The 17,076-nt window shown below is 73.3% G+C and carries 17 protein-coding genes; all 17 read left to right on the forward strand.

Features of this window, described 5'->3' with window-relative positions; all coding sequences use genetic code 11:
* Positions 1 to 16 precede the first annotated feature (16 nt).
* The 17 genes from QWJ41_RS18470 to QWJ41_RS18550 all read left to right on the forward strand — a co-directional run bounded on the left by QWJ41_RS18470 (position 17) and on the right by QWJ41_RS18550 (position 16,979).
* Entirely contained in the window at positions 17 to 1,618 is a 1,602-nt protein-coding gene (locus QWJ41_RS18470; RefSeq protein ID WP_302709949.1) for a UDP-N-acetylmuramoyl-L-alanyl-D-glutamate--2,6-diaminopimelate ligase, read from the forward strand.
* A gap of 138 nt (positions 1,619 to 1,756) precedes the next feature.
* Positions 1,757 to 2,845: a phospho-N-acetylmuramoyl-pentapeptide-transferase gene (gene mraY / locus QWJ41_RS18475; protein ID WP_302709950.1), complete on the forward strand. Its 1,089-nt coding sequence runs from the start codon at positions 1,757 to 1,759 to the stop codon at positions 2,843 to 2,845.
* Positions 2,827 to 4,311, forward strand: a complete 1,485-nt coding sequence (murD, locus tag QWJ41_RS18480) for a UDP-N-acetylmuramoyl-L-alanine--D-glutamate ligase (protein ID WP_302709951.1) — start codon at positions 2,827 to 2,829, stop codon at positions 4,309 to 4,311. Before mraY ends, murD begins: the two co-directional genes overlap by 19 nt.
* Before the next feature lie 25 nt (positions 4,312 to 4,336).
* Complete coding sequence (ftsW, locus tag QWJ41_RS18485) at positions 4,337 to 5,605, forward strand: putative lipid II flippase FtsW (RefSeq protein ID WP_302709952.1); 1,269 nt, start codon at positions 4,337 to 4,339, stop codon at positions 5,603 to 5,605.
* 10 nt (positions 5,606 to 5,615) lie between these two features.
* Positions 5,616 to 6,716 carry an undecaprenyldiphospho-muramoylpentapeptide beta-N-acetylglucosaminyltransferase gene (gene murG / locus QWJ41_RS18490; protein ID WP_302709953.1) on the forward strand — a complete coding sequence of 367 codons (1,101 nt, stop codon included), beginning with the start codon at positions 5,616 to 5,618 and terminating at the stop codon, positions 6,714 to 6,716.
* Positions 6,713 to 8,143, forward strand: coding sequence for a UDP-N-acetylmuramate--L-alanine ligase (gene murC, locus QWJ41_RS18495; protein WP_302709954.1), 1,431 nt, complete (start codon positions 6,713 to 6,715; stop codon positions 8,141 to 8,143). The genes murG and murC overlap by 4 nt, the downstream gene beginning before the upstream one ends.
* A complete protein-coding gene (locus tag QWJ41_RS18500; protein WP_302709955.1) occupies positions 8,136 to 8,924 on the forward strand; it encodes a cell division protein FtsQ/DivIB in 789 nt (262 codons plus the stop codon). Before murC ends, QWJ41_RS18500 begins: the two co-directional genes overlap by 8 nt.
* A gap of 401 nt (positions 8,925 to 9,325) precedes the next feature.
* Positions 9,326 to 10,555 carry a cell division protein FtsZ gene (gene ftsZ / locus QWJ41_RS18505; protein WP_302709956.1) on the forward strand — a complete coding sequence of 410 codons (1,230 nt, stop codon included), beginning with the start codon at positions 9,326 to 9,328 and terminating at the stop codon, positions 10,553 to 10,555.
* A gap of 13 nt (positions 10,556 to 10,568) precedes the next feature.
* Positions 10,569 to 11,255: a purine nucleoside phosphorylase YfiH/LACC1 family protein gene (locus QWJ41_RS18510; protein ID WP_302709957.1), complete on the forward strand. Its 687-nt coding sequence runs from the start codon at positions 10,569 to 10,571 to the stop codon at positions 11,253 to 11,255.
* On the forward strand, positions 11,252 to 11,947 hold the full coding sequence (locus QWJ41_RS18515; RefSeq protein ID WP_302709958.1) for a YggS family pyridoxal phosphate-dependent enzyme: 696 nt from the start codon (positions 11,252 to 11,254) through the stop codon (positions 11,945 to 11,947). The genes QWJ41_RS18510 and QWJ41_RS18515 overlap by 4 nt, the downstream gene beginning before the upstream one ends.
* Before the next feature lie 54 nt (positions 11,948 to 12,001).
* The gene (locus tag QWJ41_RS18520) at positions 12,002 to 12,517 is read left to right on the forward strand and encodes a cell division protein SepF (RefSeq protein WP_302709959.1); all 516 of its coding nucleotides are present in this window, start codon (positions 12,002 to 12,004) and stop codon (positions 12,515 to 12,517) included.
* A gap of 61 nt (positions 12,518 to 12,578) precedes the next feature.
* The gene (locus QWJ41_RS18525; protein ID WP_302709960.1) at positions 12,579 to 12,869 is read left to right on the forward strand and encodes a YggT family protein; all 291 of its coding nucleotides are present in this window, start codon (positions 12,579 to 12,581) and stop codon (positions 12,867 to 12,869) included.
* A gap of 116 nt (positions 12,870 to 12,985) precedes the next feature.
* Complete coding sequence (locus QWJ41_RS18530; RefSeq protein ID WP_302709961.1) at positions 12,986 to 13,744, forward strand: DivIVA domain-containing protein; 759 nt, start codon at positions 12,986 to 12,988, stop codon at positions 13,742 to 13,744.
* A 200-nt stretch (positions 13,745 to 13,944) separates the two neighbouring features.
* On the forward strand, positions 13,945 to 14,802 hold the full coding sequence (locus tag QWJ41_RS18535) for a TraR/DksA family transcriptional regulator (RefSeq protein WP_302709962.1): 858 nt from the start codon (positions 13,945 to 13,947) through the stop codon (positions 14,800 to 14,802).
* Complete coding sequence (gene lspA, locus QWJ41_RS18540; RefSeq protein WP_302709963.1) at positions 14,775 to 15,341, forward strand: signal peptidase II; 567 nt, start codon at positions 14,775 to 14,777, stop codon at positions 15,339 to 15,341. The genes QWJ41_RS18535 and lspA overlap by 28 nt, the downstream gene beginning before the upstream one ends.
* Entirely contained in the window at positions 15,338 to 16,276 is a 939-nt protein-coding gene (locus tag QWJ41_RS18545) for an RluA family pseudouridine synthase (protein ID WP_302709964.1), read from the forward strand. Before lspA ends, QWJ41_RS18545 begins: the two co-directional genes overlap by 4 nt.
* Positions 16,266 to 16,979, forward strand: coding sequence for a GNAT family N-acetyltransferase (locus QWJ41_RS18550; protein ID WP_302709965.1), 714 nt, complete (start codon positions 16,266 to 16,268; stop codon positions 16,977 to 16,979). The genes QWJ41_RS18545 and QWJ41_RS18550 overlap by 11 nt, the downstream gene beginning before the upstream one ends.
* The last annotated feature ends 97 nt before the right edge of the window (positions 16,980 to 17,076 follow it).

The following is a 17,076-nucleotide window of genomic DNA, read 5'->3' on the forward strand; positions in this document are numbered from 1 at the left end:
TGCTAGCCTCCCCGGCATGCCTCGCCCTGACGTCCCCGCGACCCGGCCCGTCGACCCTCCGCGCACCGCGCTGAGCGAGCTCGCCGACTGGGCCCGCCAGGCCCTGGCGATGGTCGAGCACCGCGGCGACGACGTGGTGCTGACCGGTGTCAGCCTGAGCAGCCAGCGCGTGCGCGCCGGCGACCTGTACGCCGCCCTGCCGGGCGCCCGCGCCCACGGGGCCGACTTCGTCGCCGACGCGCTCGAGGCGGGTGCGGTCGCGGTGCTGACCGACCCGGCCGGAGCCGAGCGGGTGCCTGCGGGCGTGCCCCTGCTGGTGACCGACGACCCGCGCCGGATCCTGGGCCGGCTCTCGGCCCGGGTCTACGGCGACCCGGCCGAGCGGCTGACGATGATCGGGGTCACCGGCACCCAGGGCAAGACCACCACCACCCGCCTGCTCGAGGGCGGCCTGGACGCCGCCGGGCTGGTGGGTGCGGTGATCGGCACCGTCGGCACCCGCGTGGCCGGCCACGACGTGCCGACGACGTTGACCACGCCCGAGGCCCCCGACCTGCACGGGCTCTTCGCGGCCATGGTCGAGCAGGGCGTCGACGTCTGCGCGATGGAGGTCTCCAGCCACGCGCTGGTGCTCGGCCGGGTCGACGGCGTCGTCTTCGACGTGGCGGTCTTCCTCAACCTCGGTCGCGACCACCTCGACTTCCACGACACGGTGGAGGAGTACTACGCGGCCAAGGCCTCGCTGTTCACCCCCGAGCGCGCCCGCCGGGCCCTGGTCAACGTCGACGACGAGCACGGTCGCCGCCTGGCCGCCGAGACCGAGCTGCCGGTGGCCACCTTCTCCACGAGCGGCTCGTCGGCCACCTGGGGCGTCGACGAGGTCGAGGCCTCGCCCAGCCGCTCCGACTTCCGGGTGCTGGGCCCCGGCGACCGGGCGTTCGCCGGCGGGGTCCCGCTGGCCGGCTCCTTCAACGTCTCCAACGCCCTCGCGGCGGTGGCCGCGGTCGGCGAGGCCAGCCCCGGCGACGTCGACCCGGTCGACGTCGCCGCCCAGGTGGCCTCCGGCATCAGCGCCCTGCCGGGGGTGCCCGGCCGTCTCGAGAGCGTGGTGGCGGGCCAGGACTTCGAGGTGGTCGTCGACTACGCCCACAAGCCCGACGCGGTCGAGGCGGCCCTGGGCGCGCTGCGCCCGCTGACCACCGGCCGGCTGGTGCTGGTGATCGGTGCCGGCGGCGACCGCGACACCGGCAAGCGGCCGGTGATGGGCGAGATCGGCGCCCGCCTGGCCGACGTGCTGGTCGTGACCGACGACAACCCCCGCTCCGAGGACCCCGCCGCCATCCGCGCCGCGCTGCTGGCCGGGGCCGAGCAGGTGCCGAGCGAGCAGCGCGCCGAGGTGCTCGAGGTCGCCGGGCGGCGGGCCGCGATCGCCGAGGCGCTGGGCCACGCGGGCCCGGGCGACATCGTGCTGGTCGCCGGCAAGGGCCACGAGACCGGCCAGGAGGTCGACGGCGTGGTGCACCCCTTCGACGACCGCGAGGTCGCCGCCGAGCTGCTGCGTGAGCGCCTCGCGCCGGACGCCGCGGGGGAGCGGGTCGAGCAGGCCGAGCGGGCGTGATGATCGACACCCGCCCGGCGAGGCGCGGTCGAGCCCGCCGCCGGCGTACGCCAAGATGAACGGTGCCGGTGAGCCGGCCCGGCCGGTGGCGCACGTCGTCGGCGAGGTGACCTGGGAGCGGAACGAGGTGCAACGGCGGTGAGGGCGATCCTGCTGGGCGGAGGCCTGGCGCTGCTGATCTCGCTGATCGGCACCCGCTTCGCGATCAGGCAGTTCACGCGGTGGGGCTACGGCCAGGAGGTCCGCGACGACGGCCCGACGACCCACCACGTCAAGCGCGGCACCCCTACCATGGGCGGCGTCGTCATCATCGGCGCCACCGTGCTCGGCTACCTCGGGGCGAAGCTGATCACGCTGTCCCCGCCGACGGCCTCGGCGCTGCTCCTGCTGCTGCTCTTCGTCGGCATCGGCGCCGTCGGGTTCCTCGACGACTTCATCAAGATCTACAAGCAGCGCAGCCTCGGGCTGCGCAGCAAGGCCAAGATCGTCGGCCAGACGGTGGTCGGGCTGACCTTCGGCATCCTGGCGCTGAGCCCGGTGCTCGAGGACGACCGCGGCCAGCGGCCGGCGTCGTTCTCGATCTCCTTCATCCGCGACTTCGACAGCCTCGTGCTGCCGGCCGCCGCGGTGGTGGCGCTGATCCTGGTCATGGTGATCGCCACCAGCAACGCCACCAACCTCACCGACGGTGCCGACGGGCTGCTGACCGGCTGCAGCATGATGGTCTTCGGCGCCTACACGATCGTGAACATCTGGCAGAACAACCAGTGGTGCGGCCAGTCCGACATCACCTACGGCAAGTGCTACGAGGTGCGCGACCCGCTCGACCTCGCGATCGTGGCCGCGGCCATCACCGGCGCCTGCTTCGGGTTCTTGTGGTGGAACGCCTCGCCCGCCCAGATCTTCATGGGCGACACCGGCTCGCTGGCGCTGGGCGCCGCGCTGGCCGGCCTGGCGGTGCTGACCCGCACCGAGCTGCTGCTGGTCATCGTCGGCGGCGTCTTCGTGATGGAGACGGTCTCGGTGATGCTGCAGGTCTCCTGGTTCAAGCTCAGCCGGCGCCTCACCGGCTCGCCCAAGCGGTTGTTCCGGATGGCTCCCATCCACCACACCTTCGACATGGCCTGGGGCGAGGTCACCATGGTGATCCGGTTCTGGATCCTCACCGGTCTCTGCGTCGCCGGCGGGCTGGGCATCTTCTACGCCGAGTGGGTGGCAGGCACGTGAGCGCGCGCCGCGACCTCGACGGCCTCGACCAGACCAGCTCCTGGGACGGCGTGCGCGCGGTCGTCGCCGGCTTCGGCGTCTCCGGCTTCGCCGCCGCCGACAACCTCAACCACCTCGGCGCCACCGTCACCGCGCTCGACGAGTCGGCCACGGGCAAGGAGGAGAAGGCCGAGCTGCTCGAGGTGCTCGGCGCGACCATCCGCCTGGGCCAGGGCGCGACTGCGGTGCTGCCCGACGACGTCGACGTGCTCGTCACCTCGCCCGGCTGGCGCCCCGACGCCCCGCTGCTGGCCCAGGCCCGCGAGCGCGGCGTCCCGGTCTGGGGCGAGGTCGAGCTGGCCTGGCGCCTGCGCCACCCCGAGCACGCCGCGCCCTGGCTGGCGGTGACCGGCACCAACGGCAAGACCACCACCGTGCAGATGCTCGAGACCATCCTGCGCACCGCCGGGCTGCGCGCGGTGGCGGCCGGCAACGTCGGGCTGCCCATCGTCGAGGCGGTGATGGACCCGACGCCGTACGACGTGCTGGCCGTCGAGCTCTCCAGCTTCCAGCTGCACTACACCAGCTCGATGAGCGCCGAGTCGGCCGCGGTGCTCAACATCGCCGAGGACCACCTCGACTGGTACTCCTCGATGGACGACTACGCCGCCGACAAGGGCCGCGTCTACGAGCAGGTGCAGCGGGCGTGCGTCTACAACGTCGACGACCCGCTGACCGAGCAGCTGGTCCGCGACGCCGACGTGGTCGAGGGGGCCCGGGCCATCGGGTTCACCCTGGGCATGCCCGGCGTCGGGATGCTCGGGCTGGTCGAGGACATCCTGGTCGACCGGGCCTTCATCGAGCAGCGCTCCGACTCGGCCGCCGAGCTGGTCACCGTCGACGAGCTGGCCAGCAGCGCGCCGCACTACGTGGCCAACGCGCTGGCCGCCGCCGCCCTGGCGCGCGCCCACGGGGTCTCGCAGCAGGCGGTGCGTGACGGGCTGCGCGCCTTCCGGCCCGACGGGCACCGCATCGCCGAGGTGGCGCGCCACGAGGGCGTGACGTGGGTCGACGACTCGAAGGCCACCAACCCGCACGCGGCGCTGGCCTCGCTGCGCGCCTACGACAGCGTCGTGTGGGTCGCCGGCGGGCTGGCCAAGGGCGCCCGCTTCGAGGAGCTGGTGACCGCGGTGCACGAGCGGCTGCGCGCGGTGGTGCTGCTGGGTCGCGACCGGGCGGTGCTCGCGGAGGCTCTTGCGCGACACGCGCCGGATGTGCCGGTGATCGAGGTTGAGGCGCATGAGACTGGTGTGACTGACGATGAGCACGGGCCGATGGGTCGCGTCGTCGAGGCCGCCGCCGGCCTCGCCCAGCCGGGCGACACGGTGCTGCTGGCCCCGGGATGCGCCTCGCAGGACATGTTCACCGACTACGGCGCTCGCGGCGACGCGTTCGCCGCCGCCGTACGGGCCCGCACCGGGCCCTAGGAGCGCAACCGCAGGAGGGGCCGAGGTGACCACGACAGTCCCTGACGACCCCGACGTCCTGGGGACCCCTCGGCGCACCAGCAACCTGCGCGCCACGCTCTCCTCGATGCGCGAGGCCTTCGACCGGCCGCTGACGTCGTACTACATGCTGGTCGGCGCCTCCGCGCTGCTGCTGACCATCGGCCTGGTGATGGTGCTCTCCGCCTCCAGCGTGTGGTCGTTCAGGGTCTTCGACGGCGACTCCTACGCCGTGGTGCGCCGCCAGCTGATGTGGCTCTCGCTCGGACTGCCCGCCGCCTTCATCGCCAGCCGGATGCCGCTGCGGCTGGTGCGCGCGCTGGCCTACCCCGCCTACCTGCTCTCGCTGGTGCTGCTGCTGGCCACGGCCTTCGTGGGTACCTCGGTCAACGGCAACCAGAACTGGCTGGGCGTCGGCTCGCTGGCCATCCAGCCCTCCGAGCTGGCCAAGCTGGCCCTGGTGCTGTGGGCCGCCCACATCTACGCCAACAAGGAACGCCGCCTGCACAGCCTGCACCAGCTCGTGGTGCCGGTGGTCCCGGGCCTGCTGCTGGCCACCCTGCTCGTCGTGGCCGGTCGCGACCTCGGCACCGCCCTGGTCTTCTTCGCGATCCTGCTCGGCATGCTCTGGGTGGTCGGCGCCCCGGCCCGGCTCTTCTGGCTGGCGATCTCGCTGGTCAGCGTCGCCGCGATCGGGCTGGCGGCCACCGACACCGAGCGGGTCGCGCGCATCACCAACTTCGCCGACCCCTTCCAGGACTACCTCGACACCGGCTGGCAGCCCGCCCACGGGCTCTTCGCGCTCTCCTCGGGCGGCTGGTTCGGCCAGGGCATCGGGGCCAGCCAGCAGAAGTGGGGCGACCTGCCCGAGGCGCACACCGACTACATCTTCGCCGTGCTCGGCGAGGAGCTCGGGCTGGTCGGCACCCTCCTGGTCGTCGCGCTCTTCCTGACCATCGCGATGGCGGCGCTGCGGGTGGCCCGCCACACCCAGGAGCCGTTCGTGCGCTACGCCAGCTTCGGCATCATCGTGTGGCTGGTCGGGCAGATGATCATCAACGTCGGCATGGTGCTGGCGCTGCTGCCGGTCATCGGCATCCCGCTGCCGCTGATCTCGTACGGCGGCTCCTCGTTGCTGCCCTCGCTCGTGGCGCTGGGCCTGCTCATCGGCTTCGCGCGCAGCGAGCCAGAGGCCGCCAGCGCCCTGGCCGCCCGTCGCCGTGGCCGCGCCGCCGGCGTCGCGGCCGGTGCCTCGCACCCCAGCCACACCGCCTAGATTGAGCCCGATGCGCATCCTCCTCGCCGGTGGCGGCACCGCCGGCCACACCTCGCCCCTGCTCGCGACCGCCGACGCGCTGCGCCGGCTCGACCCCACGGTTGAGATCACCTGCCTGGGCACCCCCCGGGGCCTGGAGAACACGGTGGTCCCCGCGGCCGGCTACCCCCTCGAGCTGGTGCCCCCGGTGCCGCTGCCGCGCAAGCCCGGCGTCGACCTGCTCAAGGTGCCCGCACGGGTGCGTGACGCGGTGCGCCAGACCCACGCCGTGCTCGACCGCGTCGACCCCCACGTGGTCGTCGGCTACGGCGGCTACGTCTCGGTGCCGGCGTACCTGGCCGCCCGCAAGCGCGGCCTGCCGGTCGTGGTGCACGAGCAGAACGCGCTGCCCGGCCTGGGCAACAAGCTCGGCGCCCGGGTCGCCTCGCGGCGCGGTGGCCGGGTCGCGGTCAGCTTCCCCGACACCCCGCTGCCCGGCGCCGAGTACGTCGGCCTGCCGATCCGGCGGATGATCTCCACCCTCGACCGCGAGGCGCTGCGCGCCGAGGCGCGCGCGTTCTTCGGCCTCGACCCCGACCGGCCGACCCTGGTGGTGACCGGTGGCTCCCAGGGCGCGCGGCGCATCAACCAGGCCGTCTCGGGCGCTGCGCGCCAGCTCGGCGAGGCCGGCGTGCAGGTGCTGCACGTGGTGGGCGCACGCGGCGAGACCGAGCCCGGCGCGACCACCGCGACTGCGACGCCCTACGTCGTCGAGCACTTCGTCGACCGGATGGACCTCGCCCTGGCCGCGGCCGACCTGATGGTCTGCCGCAGCGGCGCCAACAGCGTCGTCGAGGCCGCCGCCACCGGGGTGCCCGCGGTCTTCGTGCCGCTGCCGATCGGCAACGGTGAGCAGGAGCTCAACGCCCGACCGGTCGTCGAGGCCGGGGGAGCGCTGCTGGTGCGCGACGAGGAGCTGCACGCCGACTGGGTGGTGGCCAACGTCGTGCCGCTGGCCACCGACGCCGCCCGCCTGGCCACGATGAGCGCCGCGGCGCGCCACCTGGTGCCCCGCGACGCCGACGAGGCGCTCGCGCGGATCGTGCTCGAGGCCGGGGGAGCGGCGCGATGAGGCTGCCGGTCCCCGAGGTGGTGCCCGGCCTCGACGAGCTCGGCCGCGTGCACTTCGTCGGCATCGGCGGCGCCGGCCTGTCGGCCATCGCGCGCATCATGGCCGCCCGCGGCGTCGAGGTCACCGGCAGCGACGACCACGACACCCCCTTCCTGCCCTCGCTGCGCGAGGTGGGGGTGACCTGCCACCTCGGCTACGACCCCGACCACCTCGGCGACCTCGGGCCCGGTGACACCGCCGTGGTCACCACCGCCGCCCGCGAGGACAACCCCGAGGTGCTCGAGGCCCGCCGGCGCGGGCTGCGGCTGCTGCCGCGCTCGGCCGGGCTCGCCTCGGTGATGACCGAGCGCCGGGTGCTGGCCGTGGCCGGAACGCACGGCAAGACGACCACCACCTCGCTGCTGACCGTGGCCCTGCTCGCCTGCGGTGCCGACCCGACGTACGCCGTCGGCGGGGTGCTGTCGGCGACCGGGCGCAACGCCGACGCCGGGGCCGGCGACCTCTTCGTCGCCGAGGCCGACGAGAGCGACGGCGCCTTCCTGGTCTACCGCCCGCACGCGGCGATCGTCACCAACGTCGGTGCCGACCACCTCGACACCTGGGGCACCGAGGAGGCCTACCGCGCCGCCTTCGCCGAGTTCGTGACCACCATCGACGCCGACGGCTTCCTGGTCGCCTGCGTCGACGACCCCGGCGCCGAGGCGCTGCGTCCGCTGGCCGCCGCCCGCGGGCTCGAGCTGGTCGGCGTGGGCGAGGGCGAGCACGCCGACCTGCGCGCGCTCGACGTGGTCCTCGAGGGCACCACCTCCTCCTTCACCGTCGTCGACCGCGGCCGCGAGCTGGGCCGGGTCCGCCTGGCGATCCCCGGGCGCCACTACGTGCTCGACGCGCTGGCCGCGCTCGGGGTCGGGCTGCGGCTCGGGATGCCCTTCGAGGGGCTGCGCGACGGGCTCGAGGCCTTCGGCGGCACCGGCCGCCGGATGGAGGCCAAGGGCGAGGCCGGCGGCGTCCGGGTCTACGACTCCTACGCCCACCAGCCCATCGAGATCGCCGGCGACCTCGAGGCCGCCCGGTCGGTGGCGGGGGAGGGGCGCGTCATCGTGGCCTTCCAGCCCCACCTGGTCTCGCGCACCCGGCTCTTCGGCACCGCGATGGGCGTCGCGCTGGGGGCCGCCGACGAGGTCGTGGTGCTCGACGTGCACCTGGCCCGTGAGGACGCCGACCCCGAGGTCACCGGCGCGCTGGTCGCCGACCACGTGCCGCTGCCCGCCGGGCGCGTCGCCTTCGTGCCCGACATCGTTGACGTGCCCGCCGCGCTCGTCGACCGGGCCCGCCCCGGCGACCTGGTGCTGACCCTGGGCGCCGGCAGCGTCACCGAGGTCGGGCCCCGGGTGCTCGACCTGCTGCGGGAGGCCGCCGGTGGCTGAGACCCGCACCCGCGCCCCGGCCGGCCCCGGTGGCCCCGGCAGTCCCGGCAGTCCCGGCAGTACCGTCACGGCTTCCTCGCAGCGCCGCTTCGCGCGCCGCCAGTGGTCGCGGCGCTGGCTGCGGCTGCGCTACGTCGTCGTCGCGGTGCTGGGCCTGGCGCTCCTGGTGGTCGGCGTCTGGGCGATCTGGTTCTCCTCGCTGCTGGCCGTCGAGCAGGTCGAGGTGGCCGGTGCCGACGTGCTGAGCGAGCAGGAGGTCCGCGACGCGGCCTCCGTGCCGGTGGGCGACCCGGTGGCCCGCATCGACCTCGACGCGGTGCGTGCGCGGGTCGAGGCGCTGGCCGTGGTGCGCAGCGCCGACGTGACGCGCGCCTGGCCCGACGGCGTGCGCGTCGAGGTCGAGGAGCGGGTGGCCGTCGCGGTGGTGCGCATCGGCTCGACGCTGCGCGGCATGGACGCCGAGGGCGTGGTCTTCCGCGACTACCAGGAGACCCCCACCGCGCTGCCGCGCGTCGACGCGTTGTCGGGCGTGACCAGCGAGGCGCTGCGGGAGGGCGCGGCCGTGGTGGCCGCCCTGCCCGAAGGACTGGCCGCCGACGTCGACTACGTCGAGGTCGGCACCGTCGACCAGATCCGCCTGCTGCTGCGCGACGGGCGCGAGGTCGTGTGGGGCAGCAGCGCGGACGCCGAGCAGAAGGCGCGCGTGCTCGAGGTGCTGCTCGAGCAGGACGGCCGGGTGCTCGACGTCTCCGTGCCCGCCACCCCCACCACCCGCAGCTGACCCGGCCCGAACTTCCCGCCGACCCGGCCCGGACTTCCCGCCGACCCGGCCCGAACTTCCCGCCGACCCGGCCCGAACTTCCCGCCGACCCGGCCCGAACTTCCCGCCGACCCGGCCCGGACCGGCACTCGCCGGCCGGTGTGAGTGGGCCCACGCAGCCGCCCCCGAAAAAAGACGCCGACACGCGGTGTGTCGGCGCCAGCGAGGTATCCCGGCTGCCTACTGTCGTGACCACGACGAGGTTGACATAACTATAACCCTCTACCTGAGGGTCAGAGTTGAGAGACACGCCGACCCGTCGCCCAGGACTCAGCAACACCCCGCAGGACCCGCACCACTCAGCAACACCCAGCAAGCACAGCAACGAATCCATCCGAGTACTCAGCGAGAGGCGAGCCACCGTGGCAGCTGCACAGAACTACCTGGCCATCATCAAGGTCGTGGGCATCGGTGGTGGTGGCGTCAACGCCGTCAACCGGATGATCGAGGTCGGCCTCAAGGGCGTCGAGTTCATCGCCATCAACACCGACGCGCAGGCGCTGCTGATGAGCGACGCCGACGTCAAGCTCGACATCGGTCGCGAGCTGACCCGCGGCCTCGGTGCCGGCGCCAACCCCGAGGTGGGCGCGCGCGCGGCCGAGGACCACGCCGACGAGATCGAAGAGGTCATCAAGGGCGCCGACATGGTCTTCGTCACCGCCGGCGAGGGCGGCGGCACCGGCACCGGCGGTGCTCCGGTCGTGGCCCGCATCGCACGCTCGCTCGGTGCGCTGACCATCGGTGTCGTCACGCGGCCGTTCGCCTTCGAGGGTCGTCGTCGCGCCAACTCCGCGGAGGAGGGCATCGCCGGCCTGCGCGAGGAGGTCGACACGCTGATCGTCATCCCCAACGACCGGCTGCTCTCGATTAGCGACCGCAACGTCTCCGTCCTCGACGCCTTCAAGCAGGCCGACCAGGTGCTGCTGCAGGGTGTCTCGGGCATCACCGACCTGATCACCACGCCCGGCCTGATCAACCTCGACTTCGCCGACGTGAAGTCGGTCATGGCCAACGCCGGCTCCGCGCTGATGGGCATCGGCTCGGCCCGTGGCGAGGACCGCTCGGTGGCCGCTGCCGAGATGGCTGTCTCCTCGCCGCTGCTCGAGGCCAGCATCGACGGCGCCCACGGCGTGCTGCTCTCGATCGCCGGTGGTTCCGACCTGGGCCTCTTCGAGATCAACGAGGCGGCGGCCCTGGTCGCGGAGGCCGTGCACCCCGAGGCCAACATCATCTTCGGCGCCACCATCGACGACGCGCTCGGCGACGAGGTGCGGGTCACCGTCATCGCCGCCGGGTTCGACGGGGGCACCCCCAAGCGCCGTGACGAGGGCACCGTGCTGCGCCGCGAGCCGCGCGAGCAGCAGAGCCAGGAGGAGACCCGCGAGGCCGCGCGTACGGCGGCCAGCCGTCGCGAGGACCGCGACGACCGCGACAAGGTCGAGGCCGGCGCCCGTCAGGGCTCGGCTCCGCAGCGGCCCGCCGTCACCCCGCAGCAGACCTTCACGCCGTCGGCCCCGCAGGCCCCCAAGCCGGCGCCGCGCCAGGTCCAGTTCGACGACGACGACCTCGACGTGCCCGACTTCTTGAAGTGAGCGCCTGAGGTCCGTGTTCAGCTTCCGTGACCACCGTGAGGGCGACGTCCGTGTCGACGTCGCCTTCACCGACTCCAGCATCGACCTGCAGGGGCTGCGTCCGGGCTTCTCGGAGGCCCTCCCTCGCCTGGAGAGTGCCTGCGGCGTCCGCTTCGCGCGGATGAACCAGGTGCACGGGGCCGACGTCCTGGTCGTCAACGAGCCCGGCCCCGCTCCGACGGAGCCGGTGGTCACCGGCGACGCGCTGGTCACCGCCACGGCGGGGCTGGGGCTGATGGTCCGGGTCGCCGACTGCGTGCCGGTGCTGCTGGCCGACACCGGTAGCGGTGTCGTCGCGGCGGTGCACGCCGGCCGGGCGGGGGTGGCGCTCGCGGTGGTGGCCCGCGCGGTGGAGCAGATGCGCGCACAGGGCGCCGGGGCGGTGCACGCCTGGGTCGGCCCGCACGTGTGCGGTGGCTGCTACGAGGTGCCCGAGCAGATGCGTGACGACGTGGCGGCGGTCGTGCCGCAGACCTGGGCCGAGACGACGTGGGGGACGCCCTCGCTCGACCTCGGCGCCGGCGTGCGTGCCCAGCTCGAGGCGCTCGACGTCAGCCTCACCGAGGTCGCTCGCTGCACGATCGAGGACGCGGCGCTGCACTCCCACCGGCGCGACGCCGCCACCGCGGGCCGGATGGCCGGTCTGGTGTGGACGTCGTGAGCCGCCGCGCCGAGATCGCCGCGGGTCTGGCCGCGGTCAAGGAGCGGATCGACGCGGCCCGTGCTGCGGCCGGCCGCGACGACGCCGTGGGCCTCGTCGTGGTCACCAAGTTCTTCCCGGCCTCCGACGTGCGGCTGCTGGTCGACCTGGGCGTGCGCGAGGTGGGGGAGAACCGGCACCAGGAGGCCGAGGCCAAGGCCGCCGAGTGCGCCGACCTCGACCTCGTGTGGCACTACATCGGCGCCCTGCAGAGCAACAAGGCTGCCGCCGTCGCCAGGTACGCCGGCGTCGTCGAGTCGCTGGACCGCCCCAAGCTGGTGCGCGGTCTCGACCGCGGCGCCGCCGAGCGGGGCAGCCCGCTCGACGTGCTGGTGCAGGTCAGCCTCGACCCGCCCGGCGCCGAGCACCGCGCCGGCGCCGCGCCCGACGACGTACCCGCGCTGGCCGCGGCGGTCGAGGCGGCCGAGCACCTGCGCCTGCGCGGCCTGATGGCCGTCGCGCCGCTGGGCGAGGACCCCGCCGCGGCGTTCGACCGGTTGGCCCGGGTGCGCGAGCGCCTGCTGGCCGACCACCCCCATGCAGACCGGCTCTCAGCCGGGATGAGCGGCGACCTCGAGCAGGCCGTCGCCGCCGGCGCGACACACGTCCGCGTCGGCTCCGCAATCCTCGGTTCGAGGCCTGCGGTCCGATAGATTCACACCACCAGGCGTCCGTCACCGGACGCTCGAGATCCGGAGGGCACCACCATGAGCGGCGCGATGCGCAGGATCGGCGAGTACCTCGGTCTCGTCGAGGACACCGGCCGGTACGACGGCACCCACGGCGAGCACGACCCCAGCGACGACTACACCGCCGAGACCCGTCCCGTGGCCGCCCCCGGCCCTTCCCGACACGAGCGTGCGCGCGAGCAGCGTCCCGCACCCGTGGCAGACCTCGCCGAGCGCCGTCGTCCGGCGCCCGGCCCGACCGGAGTGGTGGCTGAGCTGTCCCGCATCACGACCCTGCACCCGAGCACCTACAACGAGGCCCGCACGGTGGGGGAGAACTTCCGTGAGGGCGTGCCGGTGATCATGAACCTCTCCGAGATGGACGACGCCGACGCCAAGCGCCTGGTCGACTTCGCCGCCGGCCTGGTCTTTGCCACGCGTGGCACCATCGAGCGCGTCACCAACAAGGTCTTCCTGCTCTCGCCCGCCAACGTCACCGTGGCGGCCGAGGACAAGGAGCGCATCGCCGAGGGTGGCTTCTTCAACCAGAGCTGAGGCTCGCGCGACCCCGACCCGGGACGCGAGCCCGGGTCACTGAACAGGAGACGAGACCGACGTGCAGGTCGCCGGTTCGATCATCTACATCATCCTGACGATCTTCTGGATCTTCTTGTGGATCCGCTTCGTCGTCGACTGGGTGATGGTCTTCGCGCGCGACTGGTCGCCACGCGGTCCCGTGCTGGTGGTGCTGGAGGCCGTCTACTCGGTCACCGACCCCCCGATCAAGGCGCTGCGCCGCGTGGTGCCGCCGCTGCGGCTGGGCAGCATCGCGCTGGACCTCAGCTTCCTGATCGTCTTCATCAGCGTCTGGATCCTGCGCAGCGTGGTCGCTGCCACGATGTTGTGAGCCCGGGGCCAACCCGCGTGTCACACCTGCCCCAGTGATGAGGCTATTGTTCGATCCGACAGGTCGAGGACGCAGTCGGGTCCTCGGGACAACCACGACTACGAATGGGTGAGGTCATGCCGTTGACACCCGAGGACGTGAGCAACAAGCGCTTCACTCCGGTCCGTCTCCGCGAGGGGTACGACATGGGGGAGGTCGACCAGTTCCTTGACGAGGTCGAGGCTGAGCTCGCACGTCTGACCAAGGAGAACGAGGACCTGCGCGCCCGTCTCGCGTCGGCCCAGACCGGTGGCGACACCGGTCAGCAGCCCGCCGTGGCCGCGGCCCCGGCGCCCGAGAAGCCGCAGGAGAAGGCTCCCGAGCCGACCCCCGCGCCCACGCCCACACCCGCGCCGGCTCCGGCCGCCGCTGCGACGCCGGTCGAGACGATCCGCGTCGAGACCGTGCCGCAGGCCTCCAACGCTGCCGCTCGGCTGCTCGAGCTCGCCACCCGCAACGCCGACGAGCTCGTCGACGAGGCCAAGAACGAGGCCGACAAGATCATCGGGGAGGCCCGCACCAAGGCCGAGCGCCTCGAGAGCGAGTCGAAGTCGAAGGCCGACCGCCTCGAGTCCGACGCCCGCACCCGCGCGCAGATGCTCGACTCCGAGACCGCCGAGCGTCGTCAGCAGATGTTCGGCGACCTCGAGCGCGAGCGCGACAAGCTCAGCGGCGAGGTGGAGAACCTGCGCTCCTTCGAGCGCGAGTACCGCTCCCGCCTCAAGAGCTACTTCACCCAGCAGCTCGAGGCGCTCGAGGGCACCGGCGACACCACTAGCGAGGAGAGCCCGCAGCCCAAGCGCCTGCGCTCGATCCTCGGCGAGGACGAGGGCTGAGCCAGCCCTCGCACCAGCACCGCCTCGACGCGGCCGGCCCCCTGGGGGGTCGGCCGCGTCGTGCGTCGTACTCCGTCACCGGTGCGGCGGTTTTGAGGGTGGGGGTCCAGGGGCTACTCTCCGTGCCACCGCCGGCGTCGAGATGAGGCGCACGGCCAGGGACGGGTCCCCGCAGGGGTCGCCGGAGGGAGGCGGGCTCGATGGCTCGTGAGAGACGCACGCTCGCCGCTCAGGCCGTCTCCGTGGCGCGTCGGGCCCTGGGGCGACCGGCCGAGGAGCCGACGCCGGAGCCGGCGGTGACGCCGCCGCCCGCGAAGAAGGCGCCCGCCAAGAAGGCGCCCGCCAAGAAGGCGCCCGCCAAGAAGGCGCCCGCGAAGAAGGCACCCGCCGAGAAGGCGGCAGCGAAGAAGGCTCCCGCCAAGAAGGCGCCCGCCAAGAAGACGGCCGCGAAGAAGACGGCCGCGAAGAAGACGGCCGCACAGGCCCCGGCCAAGAAGACGGCCGCGAAGAAGACGGCCGCGAAGAAGACGGCTGCCAAGAAGACGGCCGCGAAGCAGCGCACCACCACGACCCCGACGGCCCCGGACAAGAAGGCAGTGACCGTGACGACCTCACCTGCGAAGAAGACGGCCCCCAAGAAGACCGCCAAGAAGGCGCCCGCCGCCGAGGCGCTGGTCGTCAAGTCCGACGAGGAGGCATGGACCCCCGCCGAGCTCGACGAGGTGATGGCCGAGCTCAACGAGCAGCGCGAGCACAGCAGCGGCGTCGTGGAGGAGATGGAGGCCGAGCTCGACGGGCTGATGCGCGACTCCGGCGACGGTGCGGGCCTCGACCAGGCCGACGTCGGTGCCACGACCTTCGAGCGCGACCACGAGCTGAGCGTCCTCAACAGCGAGCGCGACAAGCTCGCCCAGATCGACCGGGCGCTGGGCCGCATCGCCGACGGCAGCTACGGACAGTGCGAGTCGTGCGGTCAGCCGATCGGCAAGTTGCGGTTGATGGCCTTCCCCCGTGCGACACTGTGCATGCCATGCAAGCAGCGCGAGGAGCGGCGATAGACCCGGCCGCAGCACCCGAGGACCGACCGACCCGCCGACGTACCTGGGCGGTCTTCGCCCTGGTGGCCCTGACGGGCTACGCGCTCGACCTGAGCACCAAGGTGCTGGCGGTGAGCCGCCTCCAGGGCGAGCCCGACGTGCCCGTGGTGGGTGACCTGCTGGTCCTGCGCCTGGTGCGCAACCCGGGTGCGGCGTTCAGCACCGGCACCGAGTACACGGTGGTGCTCAGCACGCTCTCGATCGTGGCCGCCGTCGTCGTGGCCTACCTCAGCCTACGGCTGCGCAGCCGGTTGTGGGCGCTGGGCCTGGGGCTGCTGATGGCCGGCGTGCTCGGCAACCTGACCGACCGTCTGCTGCGTGCCCCCGGGCCGATGCGCGGCGAGGTCATCGACTTCCTGATGCTGCCCAACTGGCCGGTCTTCAACGTGGCCGACATGGCCATCAACGGCGCGGCGGCGCTGATCCTGGTGCAGGCCTTCCGCGGCGTGCGTCTCGACGGCACCCGCGAGCGCGACGACGAGCAGGAGGGACAAGCATGACCCAGGTGTCCGACCAGCGTGCCCTGCACGTCCCCGACGTGCTCGACGGCGAGCGCGTCGACGCGGCGATGGCCCGGTTGTTCGGGCTCTCGCGCAGCCGCGCGGCCGAGCTCGTGGCCCAGGGACACGTCCTGCTCGACGGGACGCCCCCCAGCAAGAGCGACCGGGTGCTGCCCGGCTCGCTGCTGGAGGTCAGCATCCCCAGCGTCGTCGACCCGCTCGAGGTGCGGCCCGAGATCGTCGAGGGCATCAAGATCATCCACGACGACGACTCCATCGTGGTGATCGACAAGCCCGTCGGCGTCGCGGTGCACCCCTCCCCGGGCTGGGGCGGGCCCACGGTCGTGGGCCACCTCGCCGGCGCCGGCTTCCGGATCGCCACCAGCGGCGCCTCCGAGCGGCAGGGGATCGTGCAGCGCCTCGACGTCGGGACGTCCGGGGTGATGGTGATCTGCAAGTCCGAGCACGCCTACTCCCGGCTCAAGAACGCCTTCCGCCACCGCACCGTCGACAAGACCTACCACGCGGTCGTGCAGGGCCACCCCGACCCGCTCGAGGGCACCATCGACGCCCCCATCGGGCGGCACCCCAAGGCCGACTACAAGTTCGCGGTGATGGCCGACGGCCGCGCCTCGGTGACCCACTACGAGACCCTCGAGGCGCACCGCTTCGCGAGCCTGCTCGAGGTCCACCTCGAGACCGGGCGCACCCACCAGATCCGGGTGCACATGAGCGCCCTCAAGCACCCCTGCGTCGGCGACCTGACCTACGGCGCCGACCCGGTGCTGGCCAAGCGGTTCGGGGTGGAGCGCCAGTGGCTGCACGCGGTGCGCCTGGGCTTCGAGCACCCCGACACCGGTGAGCAGGTCCAGTACGAGTCGACGTACCCCGAGGACCTGGCCCGCGCGCTCGACACGATCCGCGATGCCCACTGACGCCTCCGCCGACCTGTGGCTGCGCCCGGCCGAGCCGGGGGAGGCCGCGGTCCTGGCTGGCGTCCACCTGCAGTCGCGCCGAGCCGCGCCGATGCCCGACCCGGTGCACGACGAGGCCGACGTCACGCGGTGGCTGGCGGGCCGGCTCGAGAGCGACGAGGTGTGGGTCGCCGACCTCGCTGACCACGGGGTCGTGGGCTACGCCCGGCTGACGCCCGGCTGGCTCGACGACCTGTACGTCGTGCCGGTGGCGGCACGACGCGGCGTGGGCACCGCGCTGCTCGACCTGGTCAAGGCCCGTGAGCCTGCGGGCTTCTGCCTGTGGGTCTTCGCCTCCAACACCCCCGCCCGGGCCTTCTACGAGCGTCACGGGCTGGTCGAGCTGGAGAGCACCGACGGGTCGGCCAACGAGGAGCGGGCCCCCGACGTGCGGCTGGCCTGGCCGGGCGCCGAGCCGCTGCGCTTCCTGCGCGGCCTGGTCGACGACGTCGACGCCCAGCTCGGCGACCTGCTGGCGCGACGCGCGGCCCTGACCCGCGCGATCCAGCCCTTCAAGACCACCACCAGCCGCGACCCGGGGCGCGAGCGCGCCGTGGCCGAGGCGCTCGCGACGCGTGCTCCCGAGCTCGGTGTCGAGCGCCTCGAGCGCATCGCGCACGCCATCATCACCGAGTCCCTGGACGCGGCGGCCGAGCGGAGCTGAGTGTCGGTGCGCCCTGGCAACCTGTCGGTGTCGGTCGCGTAGGCTGACGTCCTTCCCCCAGGATCGACGTACGACCCCGGTGCCCCGCGCTGGTCGC

The organism is Nocardioides cremeus, from assembly GCF_030518195.1.
In the GTDB taxonomy this organism is placed as follows: Bacteria; Actinomycetota; Actinomycetes; order Propionibacteriales; family Nocardioidaceae; genus Nocardioides; species Nocardioides cremeus.

Coding starts and splice junctions, on each gene's coding strand:
- QWJ41_RS18520 (WP_302709959.1), top strand. CDS start 12,002: ATGAGCGGCGCGATGCGCAGGATCGGCGAGTACCTCGGTCTCGTCGAG.
- QWJ41_RS18535 (WP_302709962.1), top strand. CDS start 13,945: ATGGCTCGTGAGAGACGCACGCTCGCCGCTCAGGCCGTCTCCGTGGCG.
- murC (WP_302709954.1), top strand. CDS start 6,713: ATGAGGCTGCCGGTCCCCGAGGTGGTGCCCGGCCTCGACGAGCTCGGC.
- QWJ41_RS18550 (WP_302709965.1), top strand. CDS start 16,266: ATGCCCACTGACGCCTCCGCCGACCTGTGGCTGCGCCCGGCCGAGCCG.
- murG (WP_302709953.1), top strand. CDS start 5,616: ATGCGCATCCTCCTCGCCGGTGGCGGCACCGCCGGCCACACCTCGCCC.
- QWJ41_RS18470 (WP_302709949.1), top strand. CDS start 17: ATGCCTCGCCCTGACGTCCCCGCGACCCGGCCCGTCGACCCTCCGCGC.
- QWJ41_RS18545 (WP_302709964.1), top strand. CDS start 15,338: ATGACCCAGGTGTCCGACCAGCGTGCCCTGCACGTCCCCGACGTGCTC.
- lspA (WP_302709963.1), top strand. CDS start 14,775: ATGCAAGCAGCGCGAGGAGCGGCGATAGACCCGGCCGCAGCACCCGAG.
- QWJ41_RS18530 (WP_302709961.1), top strand. CDS start 12,986: ATGCCGTTGACACCCGAGGACGTGAGCAACAAGCGCTTCACTCCGGTC.